The 23,461-nt window shown below is 59.9% G+C and carries 20 protein-coding genes; 8 read left to right on the top strand and 12 right to left on the bottom strand.

Annotated elements, in window-relative coordinates; translation table 11 throughout:
* Positions 1-27 precede the first annotated feature (27 nt).
* The 11 genes from RVM24_RS15725 to pilG all read right to left on the bottom strand — a co-directional run bounded on the left by RVM24_RS15725 (position 28) and on the right by pilG (position 15,744).
* Positions 28-840, bottom strand: a complete 813-nt coding sequence (locus RVM24_RS15725) for an iron chelate uptake ABC transporter family permease subunit (RefSeq protein ID WP_286921391.1) — start codon at positions 838-840, stop codon at positions 28-30.
* Positions 827-1,600, bottom strand: a complete 774-nt coding sequence (gene znuC / locus RVM24_RS15720) for a zinc ABC transporter ATP-binding protein ZnuC (RefSeq protein ID WP_431474338.1) — start codon at positions 1,598-1,600, stop codon at positions 827-829. Before znuC ends, RVM24_RS15725 begins: the two co-directional genes overlap by 14 nt.
* A complete protein-coding gene (locus RVM24_RS15715) occupies positions 1,593-2,084 on the bottom strand; it encodes a Fur family transcriptional regulator (protein WP_286921390.1) in 492 nt (163 codons plus the stop codon). The genes znuC and RVM24_RS15715 overlap by 8 nt, the downstream gene beginning before the upstream one ends.
* A gap of 74 nt (positions 2,085-2,158) precedes the next feature.
* A complete protein-coding gene (locus tag RVM24_RS15710) occupies positions 2,159-2,620 on the bottom strand; it encodes a chemotaxis protein CheW (RefSeq protein WP_061331970.1) in 462 nt (153 codons plus the stop codon).
* A gap of 11 nt (positions 2,621-2,631) precedes the next feature.
* Positions 2,632-3,684 carry a chemotaxis protein CheB gene (locus RVM24_RS15705; RefSeq protein ID WP_230715098.1) on the bottom strand — a complete coding sequence of 351 codons (1,053 nt, stop codon included), beginning with the start codon at positions 3,682-3,684 and terminating at the stop codon, positions 2,632-2,634.
* Positions 3,684-11,282, bottom strand: a complete 7,599-nt coding sequence (locus tag RVM24_RS15700; RefSeq protein WP_431474337.1) for an Hpt domain-containing protein — start codon at positions 11,280-11,282, stop codon at positions 3,684-3,686. The genes RVM24_RS15705 and RVM24_RS15700 overlap by 1 nt, the downstream gene beginning before the upstream one ends.
* Positions 11,283-11,293: 11 nt before the next feature.
* Entirely contained in the window at positions 11,294-12,193 is a 900-nt protein-coding gene (locus tag RVM24_RS15695) for a CheR family methyltransferase (RefSeq protein WP_061331967.1), read from the bottom strand.
* A 27-nt stretch (positions 12,194-12,220) separates the two neighbouring features.
* Positions 12,221-14,296 (bottom strand): methyl-accepting chemotaxis protein, encoded by a 2,076-nt coding sequence (locus tag RVM24_RS15690; RefSeq protein WP_230715101.1) that lies wholly within the window; start codon positions 14,294-14,296, stop codon positions 12,221-12,223.
* A gap of 94 nt (positions 14,297-14,390) precedes the next feature.
* Positions 14,391-14,936, bottom strand: a complete 546-nt coding sequence (locus RVM24_RS15685; RefSeq protein WP_061331966.1) for a chemotaxis protein CheW — start codon at positions 14,934-14,936, stop codon at positions 14,391-14,393.
* A gap of 20 nt (positions 14,937-14,956) precedes the next feature.
* Complete coding sequence (pilH, locus tag RVM24_RS15680) at positions 14,957-15,319, bottom strand: twitching motility response regulator PilH (RefSeq protein ID WP_011787171.1); 363 nt, start codon at positions 15,317-15,319, stop codon at positions 14,957-14,959.
* A 32-nt stretch (positions 15,320-15,351) separates the two neighbouring features.
* Positions 15,352-15,744: a twitching motility response regulator PilG gene (gene pilG, locus RVM24_RS15675; protein ID WP_058090780.1), complete on the bottom strand. Its 393-nt coding sequence runs from the start codon at positions 15,742-15,744 to the stop codon at positions 15,352-15,354.
* Positions 15,745-16,035: 291 nt separating this feature from the next.
* On the opposite strand from pilG, the gene gshB reads away from it, so the two are divergent.
* The 8 genes from gshB (at position 16,036) to RVM24_RS15635 (ending at position 22,982) form a co-directional block, all read left to right on the top strand.
* Positions 16,036-16,989: a glutathione synthase gene (gene gshB / locus RVM24_RS15670; protein ID WP_061331965.1), complete on the top strand. Its 954-nt coding sequence runs from the start codon at positions 16,036-16,038 to the stop codon at positions 16,987-16,989.
* A 46-nt stretch (positions 16,990-17,035) separates the two neighbouring features.
* Positions 17,036-17,902 carry an energy transducer TonB gene (locus tag RVM24_RS15665; protein WP_286921386.1) on the top strand — a complete coding sequence of 289 codons (867 nt, stop codon included), beginning with the start codon at positions 17,036-17,038 and terminating at the stop codon, positions 17,900-17,902.
* Positions 17,899-18,465, top strand: coding sequence for a YqgE/AlgH family protein (locus tag RVM24_RS15660; RefSeq protein ID WP_061331963.1), 567 nt, complete (start codon positions 17,899-17,901; stop codon positions 18,463-18,465). Before RVM24_RS15665 ends, RVM24_RS15660 begins: the two co-directional genes overlap by 4 nt.
* Complete coding sequence (gene ruvX, locus RVM24_RS15655) at positions 18,458-18,889, top strand: Holliday junction resolvase RuvX (protein ID WP_374812663.1); 432 nt, start codon at positions 18,458-18,460, stop codon at positions 18,887-18,889. The genes RVM24_RS15660 and ruvX overlap by 8 nt, the downstream gene beginning before the upstream one ends.
* Before the next feature lie 19 nt (positions 18,890-18,908).
* On the top strand, positions 18,909-19,418 hold the full coding sequence (gene pyrR / locus RVM24_RS15650) for a bifunctional pyr operon transcriptional regulator/uracil phosphoribosyltransferase PyrR (RefSeq protein WP_058090775.1): 510 nt from the start codon (positions 18,909-18,911) through the stop codon (positions 19,416-19,418).
* Positions 19,419-19,444: 26 nt separating this feature from the next.
* Entirely contained in the window at positions 19,445-20,464 is a 1,020-nt protein-coding gene (locus RVM24_RS15645; RefSeq protein ID WP_061331960.1) for an aspartate carbamoyltransferase catalytic subunit, read from the top strand.
* Entirely contained in the window at positions 20,461-21,756 is a 1,296-nt protein-coding gene (locus RVM24_RS15640; protein WP_374812661.1) for a dihydroorotase, read from the top strand. The genes RVM24_RS15645 and RVM24_RS15640 overlap by 4 nt, the downstream gene beginning before the upstream one ends.
* A gap of 206 nt (positions 21,757-21,962) precedes the next feature.
* Positions 21,963-22,982 (top strand): putative solute-binding protein, encoded by a 1,020-nt coding sequence (locus RVM24_RS15635; protein ID WP_374812660.1) that lies wholly within the window; start codon positions 21,963-21,965, stop codon positions 22,980-22,982.
* Positions 22,983-23,047: 65 nt separating this feature from the next.
* Here the strand turns inward: RVM24_RS15635 and RVM24_RS15630 are convergent, their stop codons facing one another.
* Positions 23,048-23,320, bottom strand: a complete 273-nt coding sequence (locus RVM24_RS15630; RefSeq protein WP_058090771.1) for an HU family DNA-binding protein — start codon at positions 23,318-23,320, stop codon at positions 23,048-23,050.
* Positions 23,321-23,461 lie beyond the last annotated feature (141 nt).

The following is a 23,461-nucleotide window of genomic DNA, read 5'->3' as shown; positions in this document are numbered from 1 at the left end:
TCCGGCACTTTCGAAAGACGGAAGCAGTTATCGGCTGGCGTTCCGGGCGGTACCGTACACCAGCAGAAAAGCCAGGAAGGCGGTCACTACCACCGACGGCCCGGCTGGAGAATCCAGGTGCCAGGACAGCGTCAGGCCGCCGGTCACGGCGATAAAGCCGAACACCACCGCCAGTGCCATCATGTGTTCTGGATTTTTGGCCAGGCGCCTGGCGGTGGCCGCAGGAATGATCAACAGGGCGGTAATCAGCAGGACCCCGACAATCTTCATCGCCACGGCAATCACCAGGGAGAACATCAGCATCAGCGCCAACCGCAAACGCTCCACAGGTATTCCCTCCACCCGGGCCAGCTCCTCGTGGATGGTGCTCATCAACAGCCCGCGCCAGAGCATCGCCAGCAGTGTCAACACGAAAGCCGCGCCGCCGTAGATCCAAAGCAGGTCCTGGCGGCTCATGGCCAGCAGGTCACCGAACAGCAGGCCAGTCAGGTCAACCCGCACATCCGGCATGAAGCTCAGGGAGACCAGGCCGATGGCCAGGGCGCTGTGGGCGAGAATGCCCAGCAAGGTGTCGGTGGCCAAAGCCCGGGTGCGCGAGAGCAACACCAGAGCGACGGCGATGGTGACGCAGGTGATGACGACGCCCAGGTTCATTGGAACGCTGATCAGGAAACTCAGGGTGATGCCAAGTAACGCGGAATGGGCCAGGGTGTCGCCAAAATACGCCATTCGCCGCCAGACTACGAAGCAGCCCAGGGGGCCGGCCACCAGGGCAACACCCAGTCCACCCAGCAGTGCCCGCCAGAAAAAATCCCCGAGCACAGAATCAATGATGCTCATGGTCACAGGCTCCCTGAACGTCTGTGCTGGTCACAATGTCACCGTGCAGGTTATGACGGTGGTTGTGATTGTGATGATAGACTGCGAGAGATTCTGCCACCTGGTGGCCAAAGGTCTCGATGAACGCGGGGTCGTGAGAAATGTCGGCCGGGTAACCGCTGCAACACACGTGCTGGTTCAGGCATATGACCTTGTCGGTGGCGGCCATGACCAGGTGCAAGTCGTGGGAAATCATGATCACACCGCAATTCAGCTCATCACGGAGTTGGCGGATCAGGTCATACAGGGCCGCCTGGCCGTTGATATCCACACCCTGGGCGGGTTCGTCCAGCACCAGAAGGTCCGGTCGCCGTGCCAGTGCCCGAGCCAGCAACAAACGCTGTTTTTCGCCGCCTGACAGGTGATGCACCGAGGCATCCAGCAGGTGCCGGACACCGGTGCGCTCCAGCGCGGCTTCGCATTCTGCGTCGGAGCGGCCGCTCAACAGCATGAACCGGCGTACGCTCAGGGGCAGGGTCGCTTCCAGTGACAGGTGCTGGGGCACATAGCCAATGACCAGGCTGTTGGCCAGCGAGACCTTGCCAGAGCTGGGCTTCTGGATACCCAGAACGGCTTTGATCAGGGTGGTCTTCCCGGCACCATTGGGACCGATAATGGTGATGATGTCGCCCCTGCGAACCGCCATCTCAACACGGTCCACCACCGGGCGGTCGTCGAACTGTACGGTCAGCTGATGCAGGCGCACCAGGGCATCAGGCATGGCCGGGTTCTCCCTGGCACCGGGGGCAACGACCGGCCACTTCCATGGTGATTTCTTCGGGCCGGAAGGCTACGTCAGCCGCCGCGGTTTCTACCGCGCGAGTGACGTCCGGTGCGTCCAGCTCAAGTACGTTTCCGCATTCTCGGCAGATCAGGAAAGTGCCCCGGTGGTGTTCACCGGCATGGGTGCAGCCGGTAAATGCGTTCAGGGAGGCAATCCGGTGCACCAGACCGTATTGCAACAGGAAATCCAGGGCCCGGTACACGGTGGGTGGGGCGGCGTTATGGCCCTCGGTGCCCAGCATGGCGAGAATGTCGTAGGCCCCGAGAGGCTTGTGAGATTGCCAGATCAATTCCAGAACCCGCTCACGGATGGGGGTGAGGCGGGCATTCTGTTGTCGGCAAATGGCCCGGGCATCCGCCAGGGCCTGGCTGACACAGGCCTCGTGGTTGTGCGGGCGATAAGGAAGCGCGCGTTCCGGCATAGTCTGGATCCTGCAAAGTTTGCAACATTATAACATTTGCAGGCAGTACTGCTACGGCTGTGACCGGGTGGTCATCAGTGCCTGGCGGTTATCGCCAGTGACTCCAGGTACTCGAGGTTGGGAATCCAGGCGGCTTCGCCGTCGACTTCCACCTGCATGAGATCGGCCGGTCCAGCTTCGCCGTCCAGTTTTCGGATCTGCTCTTCCACCAGTCGGGCCTGGCTGGGAATGCCCTGGGTGACCAGCGCCATGAACGGGGCCTGCTGATGGCTGTCACCGATGGTGTTGAGCACAATGATTCTGCCCCGGTTGTCTCCGGGTACGGTCAGGGTTCCGCCGTTGGCTGCGTCATAGGATATGACTGGCAGTGTCAGGCCGCGCCAGTCCAGGAAGCCCACCAGCCATTCCGGGGTACTGGCGCCGGCGTCGGTACTGTTAAAATCCACCACTTCCGCGATCGACACGTTGGGTAGCAATAGTTGCCGGTCGCTGACCGGAATCATGACACAGGAGAGGGACTGGCTGTTCTCTTTCATGACGTGTTACCTCAGGCGGAATCCCGTTTCTGCCGGTTTTTGAGCAGGCAGTTGTTCTCAATGGTTTTCACCAGTTCCTTCGCCAGTTGCTCCGGTGTGCCGCAGAAGCTGCTGCAGCCGGTAGCGGCGACCGAATCCGGCATCGAACTGTTACCGCAACTCTTGCTTTCCTGCACCCAGATGCGGCTGCCGTAGGCTTTGAGCATGGGCGCTGCGATGGCGCCATCATTGCCCATGCCGGAAAACAGGATGGCATGGCAACGCTTGCCGTAGTAATCGGCAACGTTAAGCAAGACCTGGTCGATGGACGGGCCATAGGGTCCAGGCCAAGGCGTGTTGCGTTCTGTCAGTTGGCCCTGGGTGTCGAACGTCCATTCCCGTTCAACGGGCATCAGCACCACATCACCGTTTCTTACCCGGTAGCCTTCTTCCGCCCGTTTGAGCTGGTAGTGGGCATGCCGGCCCAGAACCCGGGTCAGTACCTCAGTGAAGTTGCCATCAATATGTTGAGCGTACACAAAACCCACCGGCAACCCTGGTGGCAGATTGTCCAGAAACGTTTTGACGGCAGCGGGTCCGCCCAGGGAAGCGCCCAGCACCCAGACATCCTCGGCCAATGAGCCTGGCGCTGCCGGAGCAATCCAATGAGGCAGTTCCGGTGCCGAATGAGGCGCCGGTGTGGTCTCCACCAATTCTTCCAGATCACTGGCGGTGTCCAGTGTCTCCAGGTGGCCAAGTTGTTGTTCCAGCTTGTCCACCAGCCGTCGTTCCCAACGGAAATAGTCAGTACTGCCGGGTTTAGGCGCCTGATCAACCCCGAAAAGTACCGGGGCGTCGGTATTTTCCAGCAAATGATCAAACAGCGCTGGATGGTCAGCCTCGTCTTCCAGGGTGACCAGCCACAGGCATGCATCCGGGAATTCCGGATAGTCCATCAGTCGGGACGGATCGCCGGAAAATGACACTTCCAGGCCGAATTTACCGGTGGCGGCCTGCAACCGGTGGCGTTGCAGGACCACATCGGAAACAATCCCGACCCCGGGCCGGCCAGATTGGCCGGCCATCACTGATTCCCGGTCAACCGCTTGATGGTGTCAAGCAGTTCGGCTTCCTGGAACGGCTTGCCCAGATACTCGTTGACCCCGATCGACAGTGCCCGTTCGCGGTGTTTCTCTCCGGTTCGGGAGGTGATCATGCAGATCGGTGTTTCCTTCAGGTTGTCGTCGTGGCGCACGAAACTGGCCACCTCGAAACCATCCATCCGGGGCATTTCGATGTCCAGCAAAATGATGTCCGGGCGATGATCCTGAAGCTGGGCCACTGCATCCAGACCGTCCTTCGCGGTGATGACTTCCATGCCGTTTCGTTCCAGCAAGCGGGAGGTAACCTTGCGCACGGTTACCGAGTCGTCCACCACCATAACCGTGGTGATCTTCTCTTCGTAGCGGCTGGTTTCCCGGGCTTTCTCGAGGTTGGCCAGGCGCTGCCGTTCAGACAGAATGTCGGAACGGATCATCGCTGGCAGGTCAAGAATCACCACCACGTTACCGTCACCCAGAATGGTGGCACCGGACACACCGCGCACGGTACTGAACTGCGGCCCCAGGGATTTAACAACGATTTCCCGGCTGCCCATCAGGTGGTCCACCTGCAAGGCCATGGGCTGTTCAGCCCCGCGCACCAGAATCACCGGTAACGGCAATGCCTGGCCCTGCAGTTTCGGATGGTGATCGCTGTTAAGCAGGCTGCCCAGATACTGCAGGCGGTATTGCTGGCCGGCGTATTCGTACATGGGGGCATCCGGCTTGTAATACTCTTCCAGCTCGTAGGTGCTGACCCGCACGATACCTTCAATGGTGTTGAGCGGGATGGCATAGAAGTCTTCGCCGGTAGCTACCATCAGGGCGCGGTTGACCGACACGGTAAACGGCAGGCGCACGGTAAAGGTGGTGCCGCGGCCCAGGGCCGAGTCAATATCCAGGCTGCCGCCCAGTTGCTTGATCTCGCTGCCGACCACATCCATACCCACACCACGGCCAGAGATCTGGGTAACTTGTTGGGCGGTGGAGAAGCCGGGCTGCAGGATAAACTGCAGGATTTCCCGCTCTGACAGCTCTTCATCGGCCCGCATCAGCCCCTGACGGACGGCTTTGTCGCGGATCACGTCGGCAGGAATGCCCTTGCCGTCGTCCATCATACGCAGTACCACATCGCCGCCTTCACGGGTCAGCGACAGGACAACTTCACCGGTGGCGGGCTTGCCGGCTTTCTTGCGTTCTTCCGGAGTTTCAATGCCGTGGTCCAGGGCGTTACGCAGCATGTGTTCCAGGGGCGCGATCATGCGCTCCAGAATATTGCGGTCCATTTCGCCTTCGGCGTTGCGAACATCAAAGTCCACTTTCTTGCCCAGCTCGCCGCTGATCTGGCGCACGATACGGCGCAGGCGTGGCACCATCGAGGCGAACGGAATCATCCGGGTCTTCATCAGACCCTCCTGGAGTTCCGTGTTGATCCGGGACTGCTGTACCAGCAGAGTTTCGGTATCCCGTACCCGGTCGGCCAGGGTTTCCCTCAGGTCGGCAAGGTCAGAGGATGACTCGGACAGTGCCCGGGACAGCTGCTGGATGGATGAGTAACGGTCCATCTCCAGCGGATCGAAGTCGTCGCCGTAGTCTGGGCCGTGTTCCTGTTCCGCCCGGAACAGAATCTGGGCCTCTGTCTCGATATCCATCCGGCGCAGCTGTTCACGCAAACGTTCGATGGTGGCGGCCATTTCATCCAGGGTGTGGCTGAAATCGCTGGTCTGCTGCTCCAGGCGGCCCCGGGTAATACTGGTCTCGCCGGCCAGGTTAACCAGTTCGTCCAGCAATGGCGCAGACACCCGGATGGTTTCCTGGGCCGCTCGCTGGGCTTCGGCCGCCTTGTTACGGATCTTGGCCGCTGCTTTTGCTGGCTTGGGCTGCTCCGGGGTCGGTTTGGCGGGCGTTTCTGGTTGCGGGGCCGGTACCTCGTCTGGCGGCTCAGATGCCGGCTCTGGCTGCGTTGAATCGGGCTGTGTCTGTGACGGTGCAATAACCGGTGCACCCGACTCAAAGCGAGTGCGGATAGCCGACACCAAACCAATAATAGCGTCGTGGTCTTCGGTAATCGCCTGCCACTGGCTGTCGTCCGGAGCGTTTCCACCCAAATCAATCAAGCGGGTTTCAAAAGCGTGGGCTTTGTCACCCAGTTCGCTAAGTTGCGACAACCGGGCACCACCCTTGAGGGTGTGCAGGGCGCGCTGCGCTTCCTGGTTGAAATGATGGTTGGCCGGCTCTTTGCGCCAGTCATCCAGCAGCTGCTCAAGCTGGTCCATGATCTCGCCGGCTTCCTCCAGGAAGATCTCCAACACTTCCGGATCGACCACTTCCGAGTCGGCCTCGGTGGATGCCTCCGGGGCCTCCGCCAGGTCGTCGGAAACCTGGCCGGCGGCCTGGAAGTCGGCAATCAGGTCGCTGGCAGGCTTCGGTTTCTGGCCTGCTTCAATGGTATCGAGCATGGACTTGAGGCTAGCCAGGGCCCGGTCGCTGAGCGTCAGCAGACCTTGCTGATCGTTACCACCGGAGACCAGCGTATCCAGCGCGTCCGACCAGGCCTCGGCAAGGTCGGCAATCGGGTCGACATCAGACAGGCGGGCGCCACCCTTGAGGGTATGCAGTTCCTGCTGCAATCGGGTGATGCCGGCCAGTTCGTCCGGTTCTTCACGCCACTGGTCGAGGCATTCGGTGATGGCTTCGTGGATCTCCAGGCCTTCGTCCAGGAAAATGCCGATCAGGTCGTCGTCGGAGGCTGCTGCCAGCGCACCTGTAGGATCTTCATGGTTATCAGTGCCGGGCTCGGCGATGGCTTCAGGGCTCCGGTCCTCGGCGCCTGGCTCTTCCGTCTCCTTCACCTCTTCGGCAGGTAAGGTTTGTACTGGCGCCGGGGTCTCGCCCCGCAGAATCGCTTCCACCTGCTGAACCAATTCATCGGCCGGCGGGCAGGGCTTCTGGGTGGCGACCTGTTCAACCATCTGAGCCAGACGATCGTGGCAGGCAAACAGCAGGTCGGTCATTTCGCCGCTGGCGTCGAGCTGGCCTTCCGCCACTTTCTCGAAAAGGTCTTCCAGCACGTGAGTCAGGTCACCGATGGCGTCGACACCGGCCATGCGGGCGCCACCCTTGAGGGTGTGTACTTCCCGTTGCAGGACAGCGGCAACTTCACGATCCGATGGATCTTCGCTCCAGGCATGTAACGAACTGCCGGTGGAGTTGATCAGGTCATAGGCTTCCTCGAGGAAAATGCCTACCAACTCAGGATCAAGGTGTGAAAGGTCTGTGGCCTGTAATTCGTCTTCCGCAGTGGTCTCTTCGGGTGCCTCGTCGGCCTCCGGCAGCGGCAGCTCCTGGTCTTCGGACACCTCTGCGGTGTCAGAGAGGCTGACGTCGGTGACCGGCCGTGAGCCCCGCGCGGTATCGATGTAGGCGTGGATCTCGGCAATAAGATCCGGTGCCGGCCGTGGTGGCTCCTGGGTTTCCAGGGCTTCTACCATGCCTGCCAGACGGTCATGGCAGCGGAACAGCAGATCAGACAGTGTGTCGGTGACGGCAAACTTCTGCTCGGTCAGCCCCTCGAACAGGTTTTCAAGTTCATGGGACAGGTCGCCTACCGAGGGGATGTCGGCAAGCCGTGCTCCGCCCTTGAGGGTATGCAGGTCACGCTGCAGCAGTCGCAGGATGTCCAGGTTGCCGGTATCTTCGCTCCAGCTCTGCAAGGCATCGGCGGTGCTGTTGATCAGGTCGCGGGCTTCCTCGAGGAAGATTTCCGCCAGTTCCTCGTCAATATCGCTGTCATCCGAGGACAGTTCCGGCAGCGGTGGCTGCTCGCTCCCGGTGGATTCGGGCGCGCCCTGGTCCAGCTCTTCCAGTTCGAGGCTGAGGTCGATTTCTTCCAGATCCTCGGTGAACTGCTGGTCGAATTCGCTTGGTTCCTGACTGGCTTGCGATGATGCGCTGGCCAGTTCGTCGAGCTCTTCGATCAAACCGTCGCTGGGTTCGGTGGCGAGACCGGCAGCCACTTGATCCATCAGGTTGATCAGTTGTTCCTGGGCTGGGCGAACAGTGGCGAAGAAGTCGTCGCCCGGTGTCAGCTGGTTTTCTGCGACCGCGGTGTAGGTGCGGGTCAGGGCAGCGGCCAGGTTGGCTACGTCTGTCAGACCGGCATCCGAGGCTCCCCGGGTCAGTTGTTCCAGTTCCTCACGCAAGGTGGCCAGTGAGTCTGTGCGCTCCGGGTGCTGTGCCCAGTCGTCGAGGATCGATTCTGCGTCCAGAACAATGTCCAGACCTTCACCGAGGAACAGCTGAACCAGTTGCGTCGGCGCCTGCTCAGACTGCTGCTGGTCGTCAGACATGGCATGTGAAAGCAGGGTTTGCTGGCTGATCTGTTGCAGTCTTGCCAGGTATTCATCGGTACCCTCGAGCGACCCTTGCGGGTTGCTCCTGAGTTGGGCCAGGCCCTCGGTCAGATAGCGGCTGGCCTGTTCGATCAGCTCCAGAACGTCCCGGTCCGCACGTTTGTTCTGGGCCCTGGACTCTTTAACAAAGCGTTCCAGCGGCGTAATAACCTCGGCAATCGGGCCGATACCGGCGGTATGGGCGCTGCCCTTGAGGGTGTGGAGGGCCCGGGAAAGGTCATCGGTGTAGGCAGCCGAAGTCTTGTCACCGGCTGCGACCAGATAATCCTTGAGGGTTTGCAGATGGGTTTCGGTCTCGTTCTCGAAAATCTCAAGAAGAACGGGATCGACGTCCTGATCTGGTTCACCGGCGACCGCATCGAATTCCGGCTCGGCGTGTTCCAGACCGGTATCCTGGGCTGTCTGGCCTTCATCACCTATCTCGGCTTCCGCCGGGGGCATGGAGGTGGCGTCCGGAATCTCGCCGTTGGCCAGGGCGGTTGCCCGGGCCTGCATGACCGAGGTATCGACGCTGGCGGGGCGACGTTGCTCGAAGTCAGACACCAGCGCCGGGACGGCATCGGTCACGTCCTGTACAAGTTGGGCTACGTCGTCGTTCATGAAAATGCTGCCGTCGATAACCCGGTTGAGCATGTTTTCCACAGACCAGGCCAGTTCGCCGATCACCTCGGCACCCACCATCCGGCCACTGCCCTTCAGGGTGTGGTAGGCGCGGCGCACTTCCGCCAGGGCGGTGCGGTCGTCGTGCTGGCGCAACAGCATCGGCAGGTATTCGCAGATGGTGTCGAGCACTTCCCCGGCTTCTTCGATGAAGATTTCCAGAATCTCATCGTCGATCAGGTCATCACTGTCACCGGCGTCGGTGGCGGCCGGCTGTGCAATCTCTTCCGACAGAGACTCATCCGGTTGCGCAGATTCGGGAACAGAACTGGTCTCAGGCTGCTCTGCTGGTGCGGGGGCTTCGTCTGCCTCGGCCCGGCGAGTAGTGGCCAGGGCTTCGGCCCGCTCGATCAATTCGGCAACGTCACCGCTGCTGTGGCCATCCCTGAATTCGTTAATCAGTGATGGAATTCGGCTGTTAACTTCGTCGACCAGCGCAAACAGGTCGTCACCGGGCTTGATGGTCTGATCGATCACCCGGTTCAGCAGGTTCTCTACCGACCAGGCCAGTTCGCCGATACTGGAAGCCCCTACCAGACGGCCACTGCCTTTAAGCGTATGGAACGCCCGGCGCACTTCGGTCAGTGCCTCACGATCGTCGTGGCTCTGGCGCAGGCGGGGGTAGAATTCATGGATGGTCTGGAGAACCTCTTCGGCCTCCTCCACGAAAATGCCCAGAATTTCGTCATCGACCAGCTCGTCATCCGATGCCTTGGCCACATCTGGCGTCTCGCCCGGCTCCTGAACTTCCACAGTCGGCACGGAGGTGGGTTCGGACGCCTGCTGGTCGAGGTTCCAGGTTGGCTCCTGTCCTACCGGGAAACCCAGCCCTGCCAGGCTGTCTTCGGCCACTCTCAGAATGGAGTCGTTATCGCTGATGCCTTCCGCCAGGCGCTCCAGATAGTACTCGATACTGGTGACGGCATCGGCCAGGGTGTCCAGCTGTTTCCAGTCAGGCACCTGTTTGTTGCTCAGCAGGACATCGGAAACGTAACGCTCGGCCGAGGCCAGCATGTCTGCCACGCGATCCAGGGGTACCAGGCTCAGCCCGCCGCGGATGCTGTGCAACAGGCCGGGAACATGGTCGATTTCGCGGGTATCCCATTGCGAGGCAATGAAGTTGACGATGGCCGACTTGACCTGCTCGAGGGTGTTGCGCGACTCCCGGAGCAGGGCTTCACTGGCGTCGCCCAACTCGAGACTGCCCATGTTGGGGCGTTCGCCATCCTGGCTGCCCGACTCAACGTCAGTCCGCCGGTCACTGTCCAGGCCGGCAAGGCTGGCTTCGACATAGAGCAGTGCCCCGGCGATGTCCATCAGCGTGCCATCGTCGGCGGGCTCGGCCTGGCCACACAGTTTTTCGACCAGTTCAACCTGTTCGGTCACCACCTTGCGGGGAATGCCGAGGCCCAGAACGGCCAGGGTGTTGGCAACCTGGCGAAGGCCCGGTAGTAGCTCGTCAAGCTCGGTGTTCTGACGCAGTTCGGCGCGCACGAACAGATCGAGCTGATCTTTCAGGCGGGCCAGCTCCTCGTTCAGGGCGCTGACAACAGAATGAATGGCATCGCGGCCCGGGCCGGACACGCGAGTGCGGGCAGCGTCAACGTCGTCTTCGGATGGCAACGCGCTGGTTAGCTGATAGGCGTCCCGGAGTGCATTGACCTGCGGGCTGTCCAGGTCACGGGCCCGGGCCACGTAATACAGCAGGTGCTTGAACAGGGCTTCCGGTACTGGTTGCTGCAGAATATCGGCGTGCTCGTCGGTCAGCCGTCGAATCTCGGCGTCCAGTTCCCGTAACAGGGATTTAACTGCGGTATTGACCGGGTTCACGTTGGCCCGAAGGGTCTCGACAAAGGCGCTGGCGGCTTTCCAGAGTTCACCGCGGGGTGTTTTCTGGCACAGGCGGATCAGGCGCTGGATGACCTTTTGCATGTAATCGAAATGGGCGGCCAGGTCGGCCTCCCGGACCACGCCGGCAAGGGCAAACTGGTACATCTGCCGCAGCTTGCGCAGATGGCCGAGAACCTTGGGGTCATGCAGTCGTTCGGAGACTTTGCTGCTTACCCGGATCCGGGATGGGCTGAGATCCGGCTTGAACAGTGAGGTGTCTGACAGCAGGGCTTCGCCCCGGGCGGCCCGGAGATCGTTCAGTAGCGGCAGCAACACCATCGGAAAATCGTCACGACTGCTGCCGAGGTGTTCGAGGTACTGGGGCAGCTGCAGGATGGCCTGCATGAGGACATCAACGGCTTCGTCAACATTGGTGACGGTTTCGTTCAGGATGGCCTGGGTCAGCTTTTCCATCTCTTCGGTCAGCAAGGCTGCACCGTAGAGTTCCACCATCTGCAGGGTACCGTGTACCTGATGGAGGTAGTTCAGGCAGAAGCGCAGGCGCGCGGTATCGTCACGATTATCGACGTACGCTTCAAGTGCATGCTGGCCCTGGGTCAGCGTGTCCTGTATTTCGCCCCGAACCCAGTCGAGGGCGATACTGTCATGGTGATTGCCCATAACCACTCCGGTTATTCTTCGTCGGACTGACGTTTGATCCACGCCAGCACATGTTCCGAGGGAAGCCTCTGCAGGCCCGGTGGCTGCCAGTCGGTCAGTTCACCCTGGCCAAGCACCAGTAACCCCCCCGGTGCCAGACGCTCTGCTAGCCGTTTGACAATTTCCCGCCGGCGCCAGCGGCGGAAGTAAATCAGCAGGTTCTGGCAGAAGATAATGTTCATGCCGTGCATCGGTGCCTTGTCCAGGTCCAGGACATTGAGCCTGGTAAAACAGACGCGGTCACGGATGCTGTTCACAATCTCAACGGTATTCCGTTCTGATGGACGGAAATACCGGGCTTTCATGTCTTCGTCCATGCCCAGCAATTTGCGGGCATTGAACTGGCCCTGGCGTGCCTTTTCGATGGCGGGCAGGCTGATGTCAGAGCCAGTGACGCCAAACAGGGGCTGCAGTGCCAACTGCCCCATGCATTCATTGAGGATCATCGCCAGGGTGTAGGGCTCTTCGCCGGTTGAACAGCCAACACTCCAGGCTTCCAGGGCACGTTTTCTGAACTGTTCCCGGGGGCGGGTCAGAACATAGTCTGCAACCAGCCGGAAGGCGTCAGGGTCCCGGAAAAACCGGGTTTCCTGAACCGTCAGACGATCAACCAGTGTTGCCCATTCCCTGACGGCATCCGGGCCGTTAACGATTTTCTCGTAATAGGCCTGATAGCTGCTGCAGCCGATTTCCCGCATTCGTATACCCAGATTGGTTTCCAGGAACGAACGGCGTTCGGCCGTCAGGGTGATGCCGGTGCGATGCTCCAGCAGGGTCTGCCACTGGCTGAACTGCGCCTCATCCATATCCGGGAGTCGGCGCAGTGCCCAAATGCCTTCGGCGGGTGACAGTTGGTTATGCATCTGAGCCATAAACCGTCATTCGCCCCGGGCCGGTGATCAGCTGACCACCGGAACGTCGTTGTCTTCCTCTTGCTCCTGATCTGCAAGCTCTTCGTCTGGCAGGGTGAAGCCGGCAACGGAGGACCGCAGTTCAGACGCCATCTCGGCCAGGTTACCGATAGACTTCGCGGTTGCGTTGGTACCGGACGAGGTCTGCGAGGTGATTTCCTGGATGACGTTCATCGTGTTGGAAATGTGCGCCGCAGAGGACGACTGCTGGCGGGCCGCGTTGGAGATGTTCTGGATCAGTTCCGCCAGAGACATGGATACATTCTCGATTTCCTCGAGGGCGATACCCGCGTCCTGGGCCAGTCGGGCACCCCGGACCACCTCGGCGGTGGTGTGCTCCATGGAGATTACCGCTTCGTTGGTATCCGACTGGATCGTCTTAACCAGCGCTTCAATCTGCTTGGTTGCCGCAGAGGAGCGTTCCGCCAGGCGCTGAACTTCGTCCGCAACCACCGCGAAGCCCCGGCCAGCGTCACCGGCCATGGAGGCCTGGATGGCGGCGTTCAGGGACAGGATGTTGGTCTGGTCGGCGATGTCGTTGATCAGCGATACGATGTCGCCGATTTCCTGGGAAGATTCACCCAGACGCTTGATCCGCTTGGAGGTTTCCTGAATCTGCTCGCGGATGTTGTCCATGCCGCGGATGGTGTTCTGCACCACTTCCGCGCCTTTCTTCGCGATCGCAACTGACCGCTCCGCAACCGCAGAGGATTCGGCGGCGTTCGAGGATACCTGGTCGATGGACACCGCCATCTCGTTCACCGCGGCAGAGGCGCCGGCAATTTCCTGGGCCTGGTGCTCGGAAGCATCGGCCAGGTGCATGGCCGTGGCCTGGGTTTCCTGGGCGGCTGACGCTACCCGTACCGCCGTGCCACGAATCGCCTGTACCAGCCCACGCATCTGGTCGATCGCGTAGTTGATGGAGTCCGCGATGGCGCCGGTGAAGTCCTCGGTTACCGTGGCCTCGGTGGTCAGGTCACCATCCGCCAGGTCGGCGAGTTCGTCCAGCAGTCGCAGGATCGCGTTCTGGTTCTGTTCATTCTGCTCCTGAGTCGCAGACAGTCGAGCCTGGGCATCGCGATACAGAGCCACACCGATGATGACCACGATCGCCACCATGGCTGCCAGCAGGAAGAAGGCCAGGGTCGGGCTGATGAAGCGGGAGCTGGACTGACGGGCAAAACCGTCGGCCAGAACGGAGAGCTCAGACAGCAGGATCTCGGAGTTCTGGAAGATGTCACTGGCAGCGGTACGAACCTTGAAGAGGTCGGGAGAGGCTTCAAGGATCGCATCAACGTTCTGGGAAACGAATTCGAACAGCTCGTCTACCGCCTCCAGGCCGTAGATGGCGTCTTCATCGGCTACCCTGGAGATGCCCATGGCGGGGTTGCCGTTAAGCTGACCGTCCAGTACCCGGCCAAACAGGCTGGCGTCACGGCCGAAACGGTCAGCGGCGATAACCGCGTCTTCGTCACCGGACAGTACGTTGTTGACAGAACGCACGATACGCTCTGCCAGCAGCGACTGGCGCTGGGCCAGGGCGATCTGCTCCGCCGGAGCGTTGTTGTCCAGCAGGATCTGTACGATGTCATCGTACTCCACCTGCAACTGGGGAATGGTTTCGTTCAGGGTCCGGGCTACTTCGTGCAGGCCAAGTACCGCATCCCGGGTAGACAGGATGCTGTCGGCGTTGTCCCGAACCGTGTTCCAGTTCTGCTGAACGCCACTCTGCTGGGCCATTTCACTGGCAGGCAGGCCGGTGGCCGGATTACCTTCTGAGACGAATGACCAGAGCTGCTGGAAGTCATCCCGGGAGCGACGAAGCTGGTCAAAGGCTTCGGCGGTACCGCCGGCGGCCTCGGTGGCGTTCTTCGCGATCTCCTGGGAGAGCACCCGCATTTCGGCGGTGTTGGCGATGTATTCCTGGTCGTTCTGGCTATCCCTGTTAATAATGAACAGGACCACAACGAGCAGGACGGTGAGTGCAATCAGCGCAGCGATCAGGCCGGCAACCAGTCTGTTGCCCCCCTGTCCCATGCTGAGTCTTCCGGCTCTGTTTTTCATTTTCTGGCTCCCGGCCTCTTTCTTTCTGGAAATGGCAAGTTTTTGTAACGGGTTTCAGACGGTCAGGGTGATGTTCCTGCCAGTGCTCACACCCTTACCACTGTGCGACATCGAGAAAACGCTCATCTTCCACCAGATCGGCGGCAGAGAACACTTTCCAGACCTCCTCGTTGCGCTCATAACCACCGGTTACGAACGGACGAATGCTGTCGGGTACTCCCTCGGGAGTCGCCCTGAAACTGTCTTTTGCAAAGTACTGCATGCCCAGCACGGAATCGACCACCAGGCCGCTGAATACGTCGCCTTCCTCAATGACCAGAACCCGACGCTCGCGCATACTGCGGGAGGATCGGGGAACATCGAAGAAGCCAGCGAGATCAACCAGGGGCAGAAGGCGGCCGCGAACATTGGCAGCACCCATCAAAAACGAGCGAACCCCCGGGATATGAGTAAACCGGGGGACGTGCAGGATTTCGGTGACTTCACCCATGGGTGCGACATAGCGCTCACCCGCCAGAACAAAACCGATGCCGTTCCAGAGTTCAACGGCTTCCTGTTGTTCCGGAAGGCCGGCGGCTAATGACCGGCTGCGCTGGGCGATATCCGTCAGAACGGCGAAAGGGGCGGCCTGGGCGGACATGCTTACTCCACGGTTAGGGATCAGGCAATCAGGCTGTTGATTGTTTTGATCAGGTCATCTTCGTTAACCGGCTTGACCAGGTAACCCTTGGCGCCCTGGCGGGTTCCCCACACGCGGTCGGTTTCCTGATCCTTGGTGGTGACAATCACAACCGGAATGGACGCAGTTTCTGGCGCGCGGGTCAGCTGGCGGGTGGCCTGAAAGCCATTGAGGCCAGGCATGACCACGTCCATCAGAACCAGGTCCGGGGTTTCTGCGCGGGCTTTGGCCACGCCGTCCGCACCGTTGTCGGCGGTCAGCACTTCGTGCTTGTGTTTTTCCAGGATAGTGGAAATCTTTTTAACTTCTGTTGGCGAGTCGTCAACAATCAGAATGCGGGCCATGTTTTCCTCGATAATTACTGGTGTCAGCAGGTTTACTGTTGCGCCTGTGGAATGTACTGGCGAATAGTATTGAGCAGCTCATCCTTGCTGAACGGTTTGGTCAGATACTGGTCCGAGCCAACGATGCGACCTTTTGCCTTGTCGAAAAGGCCGTCCTTGCTCGAGAGCATGATAACCGGCGTCTTTTTGAAAGAGGAATTGTTCTTGATAAGTGCGCAGGTCTGGTAGCCATCCAGTCGGGGCATCATGATATCAACAAAAATGATGTCCGGCTGGGAATCGGCAATCTTGGCCAGAGCGTCAAAGCCGTCAGTGGCGGTGATGACCTCACAACCGACCTTTTTGAGAAGGGTTTCTGCGGTGCGACGAATGGTTTTGCTGTCGTCAATCACCATAATCTTCAGATTCTCGAAGTTGTCATCCATTGTCCAACTGCCTTGCGCTCTAGCGACTGTCGTTATTTTCAAACGGGGGTTTTAACACAAACCTTAAGGTTGTTCTATAAACCCCGCTCATTTATAGAGTATCGATGGCCGGATAAAAAGTATTAGTTTGTGACCAAATGTACTTCTGCCTGTGCCGTCACGGATTTAACTGTGGATTTCACCGGGTGCAATCAAGGCTCGGGTACAATACCATTTCCAGCATAGCACTTTATCGCTGGTTCGCTCTGCTGACCGGTTCGTGTTTTCACATCGAAATTCCAGGAGACTCTGATGACAGTCCGGCTCGGGATCGTGATGGATCCTATCGAAGACATCAGCTTCAAGAAAGACAGTTCGCTGGCCATGTTACTGGCGGCGCAGAAACGCGGTTGGCAGATCGAGTATATGGAACAGCACGATCTGTATCTGGCGGGTGGCCAGGCCCGTGCCCACACCCGCGATCTCACCGTGCATATGGACCCGGAAAACTGGTTCAGCTATGGCGCCAGCCAGGATCGGGCCCTGGGTGATCTGGATGTGATTCTGATGCGCAAGGATCCTCCGGTGGATCGCGAGTTCCTGATGGCCACTTATATATTGGGGGCTGCTGAGCAACAGGGTGCGCTGGTGGTCAATCCGGCGGCCACGCTGCGGGATTGCAACGAGAAGCTGTTTGCCACCCAGTTCGAGGACCTCACGCCGCCGTTGATCGTCACCCGTTCCTCCCAGCGTTTCCGGGAGTTCTATGCTGAGCATGGCGACATCATCATGAAACCCGTGGATGGCATGGGCGGCCGGTCGATTTTCCGGGTCAGGGAAAACGATGCGAACCTTGGGGTGATCATTGAAACCCTGACCAACCATGGCGCCCACCAGGCGATGGCGCAGAAATTCATTCCGGAAATCACCGACGGCGACAAGCGGATTCTGCTGATTGAGGGCGAGCCGGTGCCTTACGCCCTTGCGCGAATTCCATCCCAGGGTGAAAATCGCGGCAACCTGGCGGCCGGGGGGCGTGGAGAGGGGCGCGAACTGACCGCGCGGGATCGGGAAATCTGTGCCCGCGTAGCGCCGGTGATCAAGGAAAAAGGGCTGATGTTTGTCGGGCTGGATGTGATCGGCGATTACCTCACCGAAATCAATGTCACCAGCCCAACCTGTATCCGCGAGCTGGATGCGGCCTTTGGCATCGACATTGCCGGCATGCTGATGGATGCCATTGATCGGCGCCTGGGCCGGAGCTGAGTCAGGCTTCCTCCAGGCACGTGCAGATAAACTATCAGGAAAGGTAATGGCAGTTCAGGTAAGCGATTTCGACCGGTTGTCCTTCACGCTGTTCATGGCGCTGGCGGTGCATGCCATTGTGGTTCTGGGCATTACCTTTGCTCCGGAGTCTCCCCGTTCGTCTGCCCAGACCATGGAGATTACGCTCTCGCAGTTTGATGATGAGCAGGCTCCGGATGAGGCGGATTTTCTGGCCCAGACCAGCCAGCGGGGCAGTGGCACGGAAGAAGAGGCCATGGAGATGACCACGCCGGAACCAGCCGAAATCAGCCAGCCCGAAATGGCCCAGGTGCAGCCTGAGCCCCAGACCACCACACAACCGCAACCCCGGGAAGAGCGTGCGGTGGTTCAGACCGAAACGACGGCGAGCCGGCAGGTAGAGCAGCCCGAAGACCGGTCAGAGCCTGAGCCGGAACCGTTGCCACGCAGTGAGCGCAAAAGCCTGATGGAGCGGAGCCTGGAAATTGCCAGCCTGGAAGCCCGGTTTGATGCCCAGCAGCAAGCCTATGCTCGCAAGCCAAGGGTCATGCGGGTGACGGCGGCCTCCACCCTCAGGTCAAGCAATGCCTGGTACGTTCAGAACTGGGTAAACAAGGTTACCCGGGTGGGCAACATCAATTATCCGACTGAAGCGAGGCAGGCCGGAATCTACGGAAATCTGCGTATGCTGGTTTCTCTGCGCAAAGATGGCACAATCAAGGAAGTGGCGATACTCCAGTCGTCCGGCAGCACGGTACTTGATGATGCCGCCATTCGCATTGTGCGCATGGCCGCGCCCTTTGCACCCTTCCCGGAAGAGATGCAGCAGGAAGTGGACGAACTGGAGATCATACGTACCTGGTCGTTCCAGCAGCGGGGGCTTACATCCGGATGACAGCGTCCAAGCAAACCGACGGTAATCTCAGGCATCACTTTCTGGTGGCGTCACCGTGGCTCGCCGACCCCCGTTTCCATGGCGGTGTTATTTACCTCTGTGAGCATTCCGAAGAAGGGGCCCTGGGGCTGATGATCAATCAGCCTCTGGATATCCACCTGGGAGAAATCCTCGAGCAGCTGGACATGCATGGCGGTGAGTTGGACCTGCCGGTGTTCACCGGTGGCCCGGTGCAGCCGGAACGGGGTTTTGTGCTCCACTCGCCTGGCCAGCAATGGCAAAGTACGGCACTGGTGACCGATGACGTTCTGCTCACCACCTCCCGGGATATTCTGGAAAGTATTGGTCGCGATGAGGGACCGGATGAGTTTCTGGTGGCTCTGGGTTACTCAGGCTGGGGTGAAGGGCAGTTGGAAGAAGAACTCGGCAGCAACGCCTGGCTGACCTGCCCGGCGAGCACCGATATCCTGTTCCGGACACCGGTCAGCCAGCGTTATGAAGCGGTACTCAGGTTGATTGGTGTCGATCTGAACCAGCTCAGTGATTCGGTGGGCCATGCCTGATCAAGGTAACCGTCGGCTGCTGGCCTTTGATTTCGGAACCCGTCGCATCGGTGTCGCTTCCGGTCAGGAACTGCTCGGCACCGGCCAGCCCCTGGCCATGATCCCGGCGAGGGACGGTATCCCGGACTGGCAGCAGGTCGAGAAACTTCTGGCGGAATGGCAGCCGGATGTCGTACTGGTCGGGTTACCGCTGAATATGGATGATACCGAGAACGACATGTGTGCCCGGGCCCGCAAATTTGGCAAGCGCCTGCACGGTCGTTTTCATGTGCCGGTAGAGATGGTGGATGAGCGACTGACCAGCTTTGAAGCCAAGGGCGATGTGATGGCTGCCGGTGGCAGCCGTGATTTTGGTCGCCATGGGGTGGATGACCGTGCCGCAGTACTGATATTGGAAACCTGGTGCCGGGAACAGGCCGGCTGATCTGACTGATGAGGCTCTGATGACCGCATTGATGGATATCAACCAGTTGCTGGATGAACTGGAAACCGGGTTACGCCGGATTCTTGAGCAACGTGGTATCGACAACCCTGTGTTGATTGGCATTCGCACCGGTGGCGTCTGGCTGGCCGATGTCATTGGCAAGCGCCTGGGTATAGAACAGCCGTTTGGTGAACTGGATATCTCCTTCTATCGGGACGACTTCAGTCGCATTGGCCTGAACCCGAAAGTGAAGCCCTCCAGCCTGCCTTTTGACACCGAAGGCCGTGACATCATCCTGATTGATGATGTGATCATGAGTGGGCGAACCATTCGAGCCGCGATGAATGAGATCTTCGATTACGGTCGTCCTGCCAGTATCATACTGGCCACCTTGATTGATCTGGGTGCCCGGGAGCTGCCGATTCAGCCCGATGTGGTCGGCCACTCCCTGGCGCTGGAAGCGCATCAGCGCGTCAAGTTGCGCGGCCCCGAGCCGTTGCGCATCGAACTTCAGGACTCCGGGCAGTAACACCCCCAATTGACGACAGGCGAGCCATGACCGCAAACGATCCCTCCCCGAACCACTTGCAGCTGACCCGGGATGGTCAGTTGCGGCATTTTCTCACTTTGGACGGCCTGGGCCGGGAGCTGCTGACCGACATTCTGGATACCGCCGATTCCTTTATCGAAGTGGGTGAGCGCAGCATCAAGAAGGTGCCGCTGTTGCGGGGCCGGACCGTCGTTAACCTGTTCTTCGAATCCAGTACCCGCACCCGCAGTACCTTTGAGCTGGCCGCCAAGCGGCTGTCTGCCGATGTGCTGAACCTGGACATCAACACGTCGGCCACCTCCAAAGGGGAATCCCTGTCAGACACCCTGCTTAACCTGGAGGCCATGGCCAGCGACATGTTCGTGGTGCGGCATTCCCAGAGCGGGGCGCCGCACTTTATCGCCGAAAGCGTGACCCCGGGCGTGGCCATCATCAATGCGGGCGATGGCAGGCATGCCCACCCCACCCAGGCGATGCTCGACATGCTCACCATTCGCCAGCACAAGGGGCGTTTTGAAGGCCTGAAAGTGGCCATTGTCGGAGACGTATTACACTCCCGGGTTGCCCGTTCCCAGATCCGGGCCCTGAACGAACTGGGCGCAGAAGAGGTGCGGGTGATTGCCCCCGGTACCCTGTTGCCCAGGGATGTGGAAGATCTTGGCTGCACCGTGGAATATGACATGGCCCGCGGCATGAAAGACTTGGACGTAGTGATCATGCTGAGGCTGCAAAAGGAGCGTATGGAAGGGGCACTGCTGCCCAGCGAACGGGAATTCTACCGCCTGTATGGCTTGAATCAGGAGAAGCTGGCGCTGGCCAGGCCGGACTGCATTGTGATGCACCCGGGCCCGATCAACCGGGGTGTCGAGATTGAATCGGCGGTGGCGGATGGTCCTCAATCGGTGATCTTGAACCAGGTAACCAATGGTATTGCCATCCGGATGGCGGTCATGTCCATGGCGATGGGTGGGCAAATGGCAGAGCGACAGCAAAAACAGACAGACAGCGAGGGACATCGGGCATGAGTGGCAGCCAGCAAGATAACAGCACCAGCCTGGTGATTACCGGTGGCACCCTGTTCGATGCTCATGGGCAATTGACCGACAATCCCGGGCTGTTGGTTCGCGACGGAAAGATTGCCGCTGTCGGCTCTGAGGCGCAGCAGGCTGATGCAGCCCGGAGTGTTGACGCCAGTGGCTGTGTGATTTCCCCGGGGTTTGTGGACTTGTGTTGCAACCTCCGGGAACCCGGTAATGGTCAGAAGGGCAATATTGCCTCGGAAACCCGGGCAGCCGCCCACGGTGGTTTCACCACGGTTTGCGCCAGCCCGGAAACCTCTCCGGTCAATGATTCCAGCGCCGTGACCCATCTGATTCGCGAGGGGGCCGCTACCCGTGGTGTGGTGAATGTATTGCCTGTGGGAGCCATTACCCGTGGCCTGGAGGGCGATTTGCTCAGCGACATGGCCGGCCTGAAAAACGCCGGTTGCGTGGCAGTGGGTAACGGTTCCCGTGGCGTGCGCAATGCCCGTATCCTGCGCCGGTGTATGGCCTATGCCCAGACCTTCGACCTGACAGTGATGTTCAGTCCTGAGAACCAGGCCCTGGCTGCGGACGGCTACGCTCACGATGGTCAGGTGGCGACTCGCCTGGGCCTGCTGGGCATCCCGGAAGTAGCGGAGACGGCTGCGGTCATGGAAATGCTGTTGCTGGCGGAGGAGACCGGGGTACGACTGCACCTGAGCCAGTTGTCCTGTGGCCGCAGCGTCGAGATGCTGGCGGAGGCCCGGAAACGGGGCATCCAGGTGACTGCCGATGTCGCCATGCATCAGTTGGTATATACGGAAGACGCACTGGCGGGCTTTGACAGCCGTTTTCATGTGCGCCCGCCGCTGCGTTCCGAGACTGATCGCCAGGCGCTGCTGGCCGGCGTTCGCGAGGGTGTGATTGATGCCATCGTCAGCCAGCACCAGCCCCACGACAGCGCCGCCAAGCAGGCGCCACTGCCCGCCACCGAGCCTGGCCTGTCCAGCATCGAGAGCGTGTTGTCCCTGGGGTTGGGGCTGGTGGCGTCTGGTGAACTTGAGATGCCTGACCTGCTGTCTGCACTGACCCTTGGTCCATCCCGGGTTTTGGGCCGGGAATGGGCGCTGGCTGAGGGTGTGGCGGCAGACCTGTGCATTTTCGACCCCAAAGGCCATTGGGTACCGTCCCCATCTACCCTGGTGTCAGCCGGACACCATGCCCCCCGTTTCGGATGTGAGCTGCCGGGGTTAATGAAGCTGACGCTGGTTGGCGGACGGACCGCCTGGCAGTAGTAACACTGCTGAAAATGCGGCAGAGGTTGGCCAACCTCTGTCGACGCCATCACAGATTACCCTGTTTTTGCTGAAAAACTCTTGAAGAGAGGCACCTGAGCCAACGTATTCTATGGCTCGGCCACTTATGGTCATCGAAAGGACGACGGAATATGCCGGCGGCCTGCTGTGCCGGTGTCCGACAATAATAATTCAGGAGTCATCCCGTGAAATCAGTCAGTTTATCCCGCCGTATTGCCATGGCGGCTGCATTGTGCGCCACCCTGGTTTCCCCTGCTCTGGCGACAGCCGAAACCGAGATTCTCGAGCGCAGCTTTTGCGTGTTTGATCCCGTGGGCGCCAACGGCCCCCTGTTTGCCATTACCAAAGAGTTCCAGCCGGTCGCCATGCAGCGAGGCATCAGGCTGAACCTGCGGGCTTACACCGATGAAAAGGTTGCCGCCGAGGACTTCAAGGCGGGCCAGTGCGACGCAGTGCTGCTCACGGGCACCCGTGCCCGGGAGTTCAACAAATTTACCGGCAGTCTGGAGGCCATGGGTGCCGTCCCTGGCGAGCAGGAAATGCGCCTGTTGTACAACACCCTGAGCCAACCCCAGGCGCGCCAGTTCCTGGTTGAAGGGCCCTACGAGGTGGCCGGTGTATTCCCTGGTGGTGCCATCTACCTGCACACCCGTGATCGCAACGTCGACTCGGTTGAAAAGCTTCAGGGTAAGCGCATCGCCACCCTGGACTATGACAATGCGTCGGTGCGCATGGTTCGTCATGTAGGTGCGTCAGTGGTGGGCTCCAATTCCGCCAACTTTGCCGGCAAGTTCAACAATGGCAGCGTGGACCTGGCCTACGCCCCGGCAGTGGCCTATCAGCCACTGGAATTGTACAAAGGCGTGAACACCAAGGGCGGCGTGTTCAAGTACGCCCTGGCTTACATGAATTTCCAGGTCATTATCCATCGTGACCGGTTCCCGGATGATGCGGGCCAGATGGTGCGTGATGAATCGATCAAGCGGATTGATCAGGCCTACGAGATCATCGCCGAGGCAGAAGCTGGCATTCCGGCAGAGGTATGGATGCACCCGCCCCGTGAAGATGTGGTTGAGTACGACCGGATGCTGCGTCAGGTGAGGCTGTCTCTGCTGGAGGATGGCGTGTATGACGAGCGTGCGATCAAACTGATGCGTGCCATTCGTTGCAGGGTGGACGGTTCGCGTTCGGAGTGTGCGTCTTAAGTCTGAAGGGCGTTGCTACGCCTGTCGGGTAGAAGCTGGCCCGCCGGTTGGCGGGCCGGATCCGGTTAACGGATCGCGTCTTTCAGGGCCTTGCCGGCCTTGAAGCCGACGGTCTTGCTGGCGGGGATCTGGATGGTGGCGCCGGTTTGCGGGTTGCGGCCTGTGCGAGCCTCGCGGGAGCGAATGCTGAAAGTGCCGAAGCCAATGAGCGTGGTGTCTTCACCCCGGGCCGCTGCCGCAGACAGCTGATCGGTAAAGGCGTTGATAACTTCGCTGGCTTTTTCCCGGGTCAGGCCGGTTTTATCGGCAATGGCGGCGGCAAGCTCTGGTTTGCGCATCGGATACTCCTGTTTGATTTCGTTCTGATTATTTTAGTTGACCGCAAGGCACGCCCAGCGGTTGAAGCAATCTATAGTGGCTTTGGCCGAAATGTGCAAACCCTGTTCGGTTACGAACTGTGGCCGCAGGCGTCATTTGCG

It is taken from the genome of Marinobacter sp. KM021 (assembly GCF_050707965.1).
GTDB classification, from domain to species: Bacteria; Pseudomonadota; Gammaproteobacteria; order Pseudomonadales; family Oleiphilaceae; genus Marinobacter; species Marinobacter shengliensis.
The sequence above is the reverse complement of the archived record's forward strand: the minus strand, read 5'-3'. Positions and strand labels throughout refer to the sequence as shown.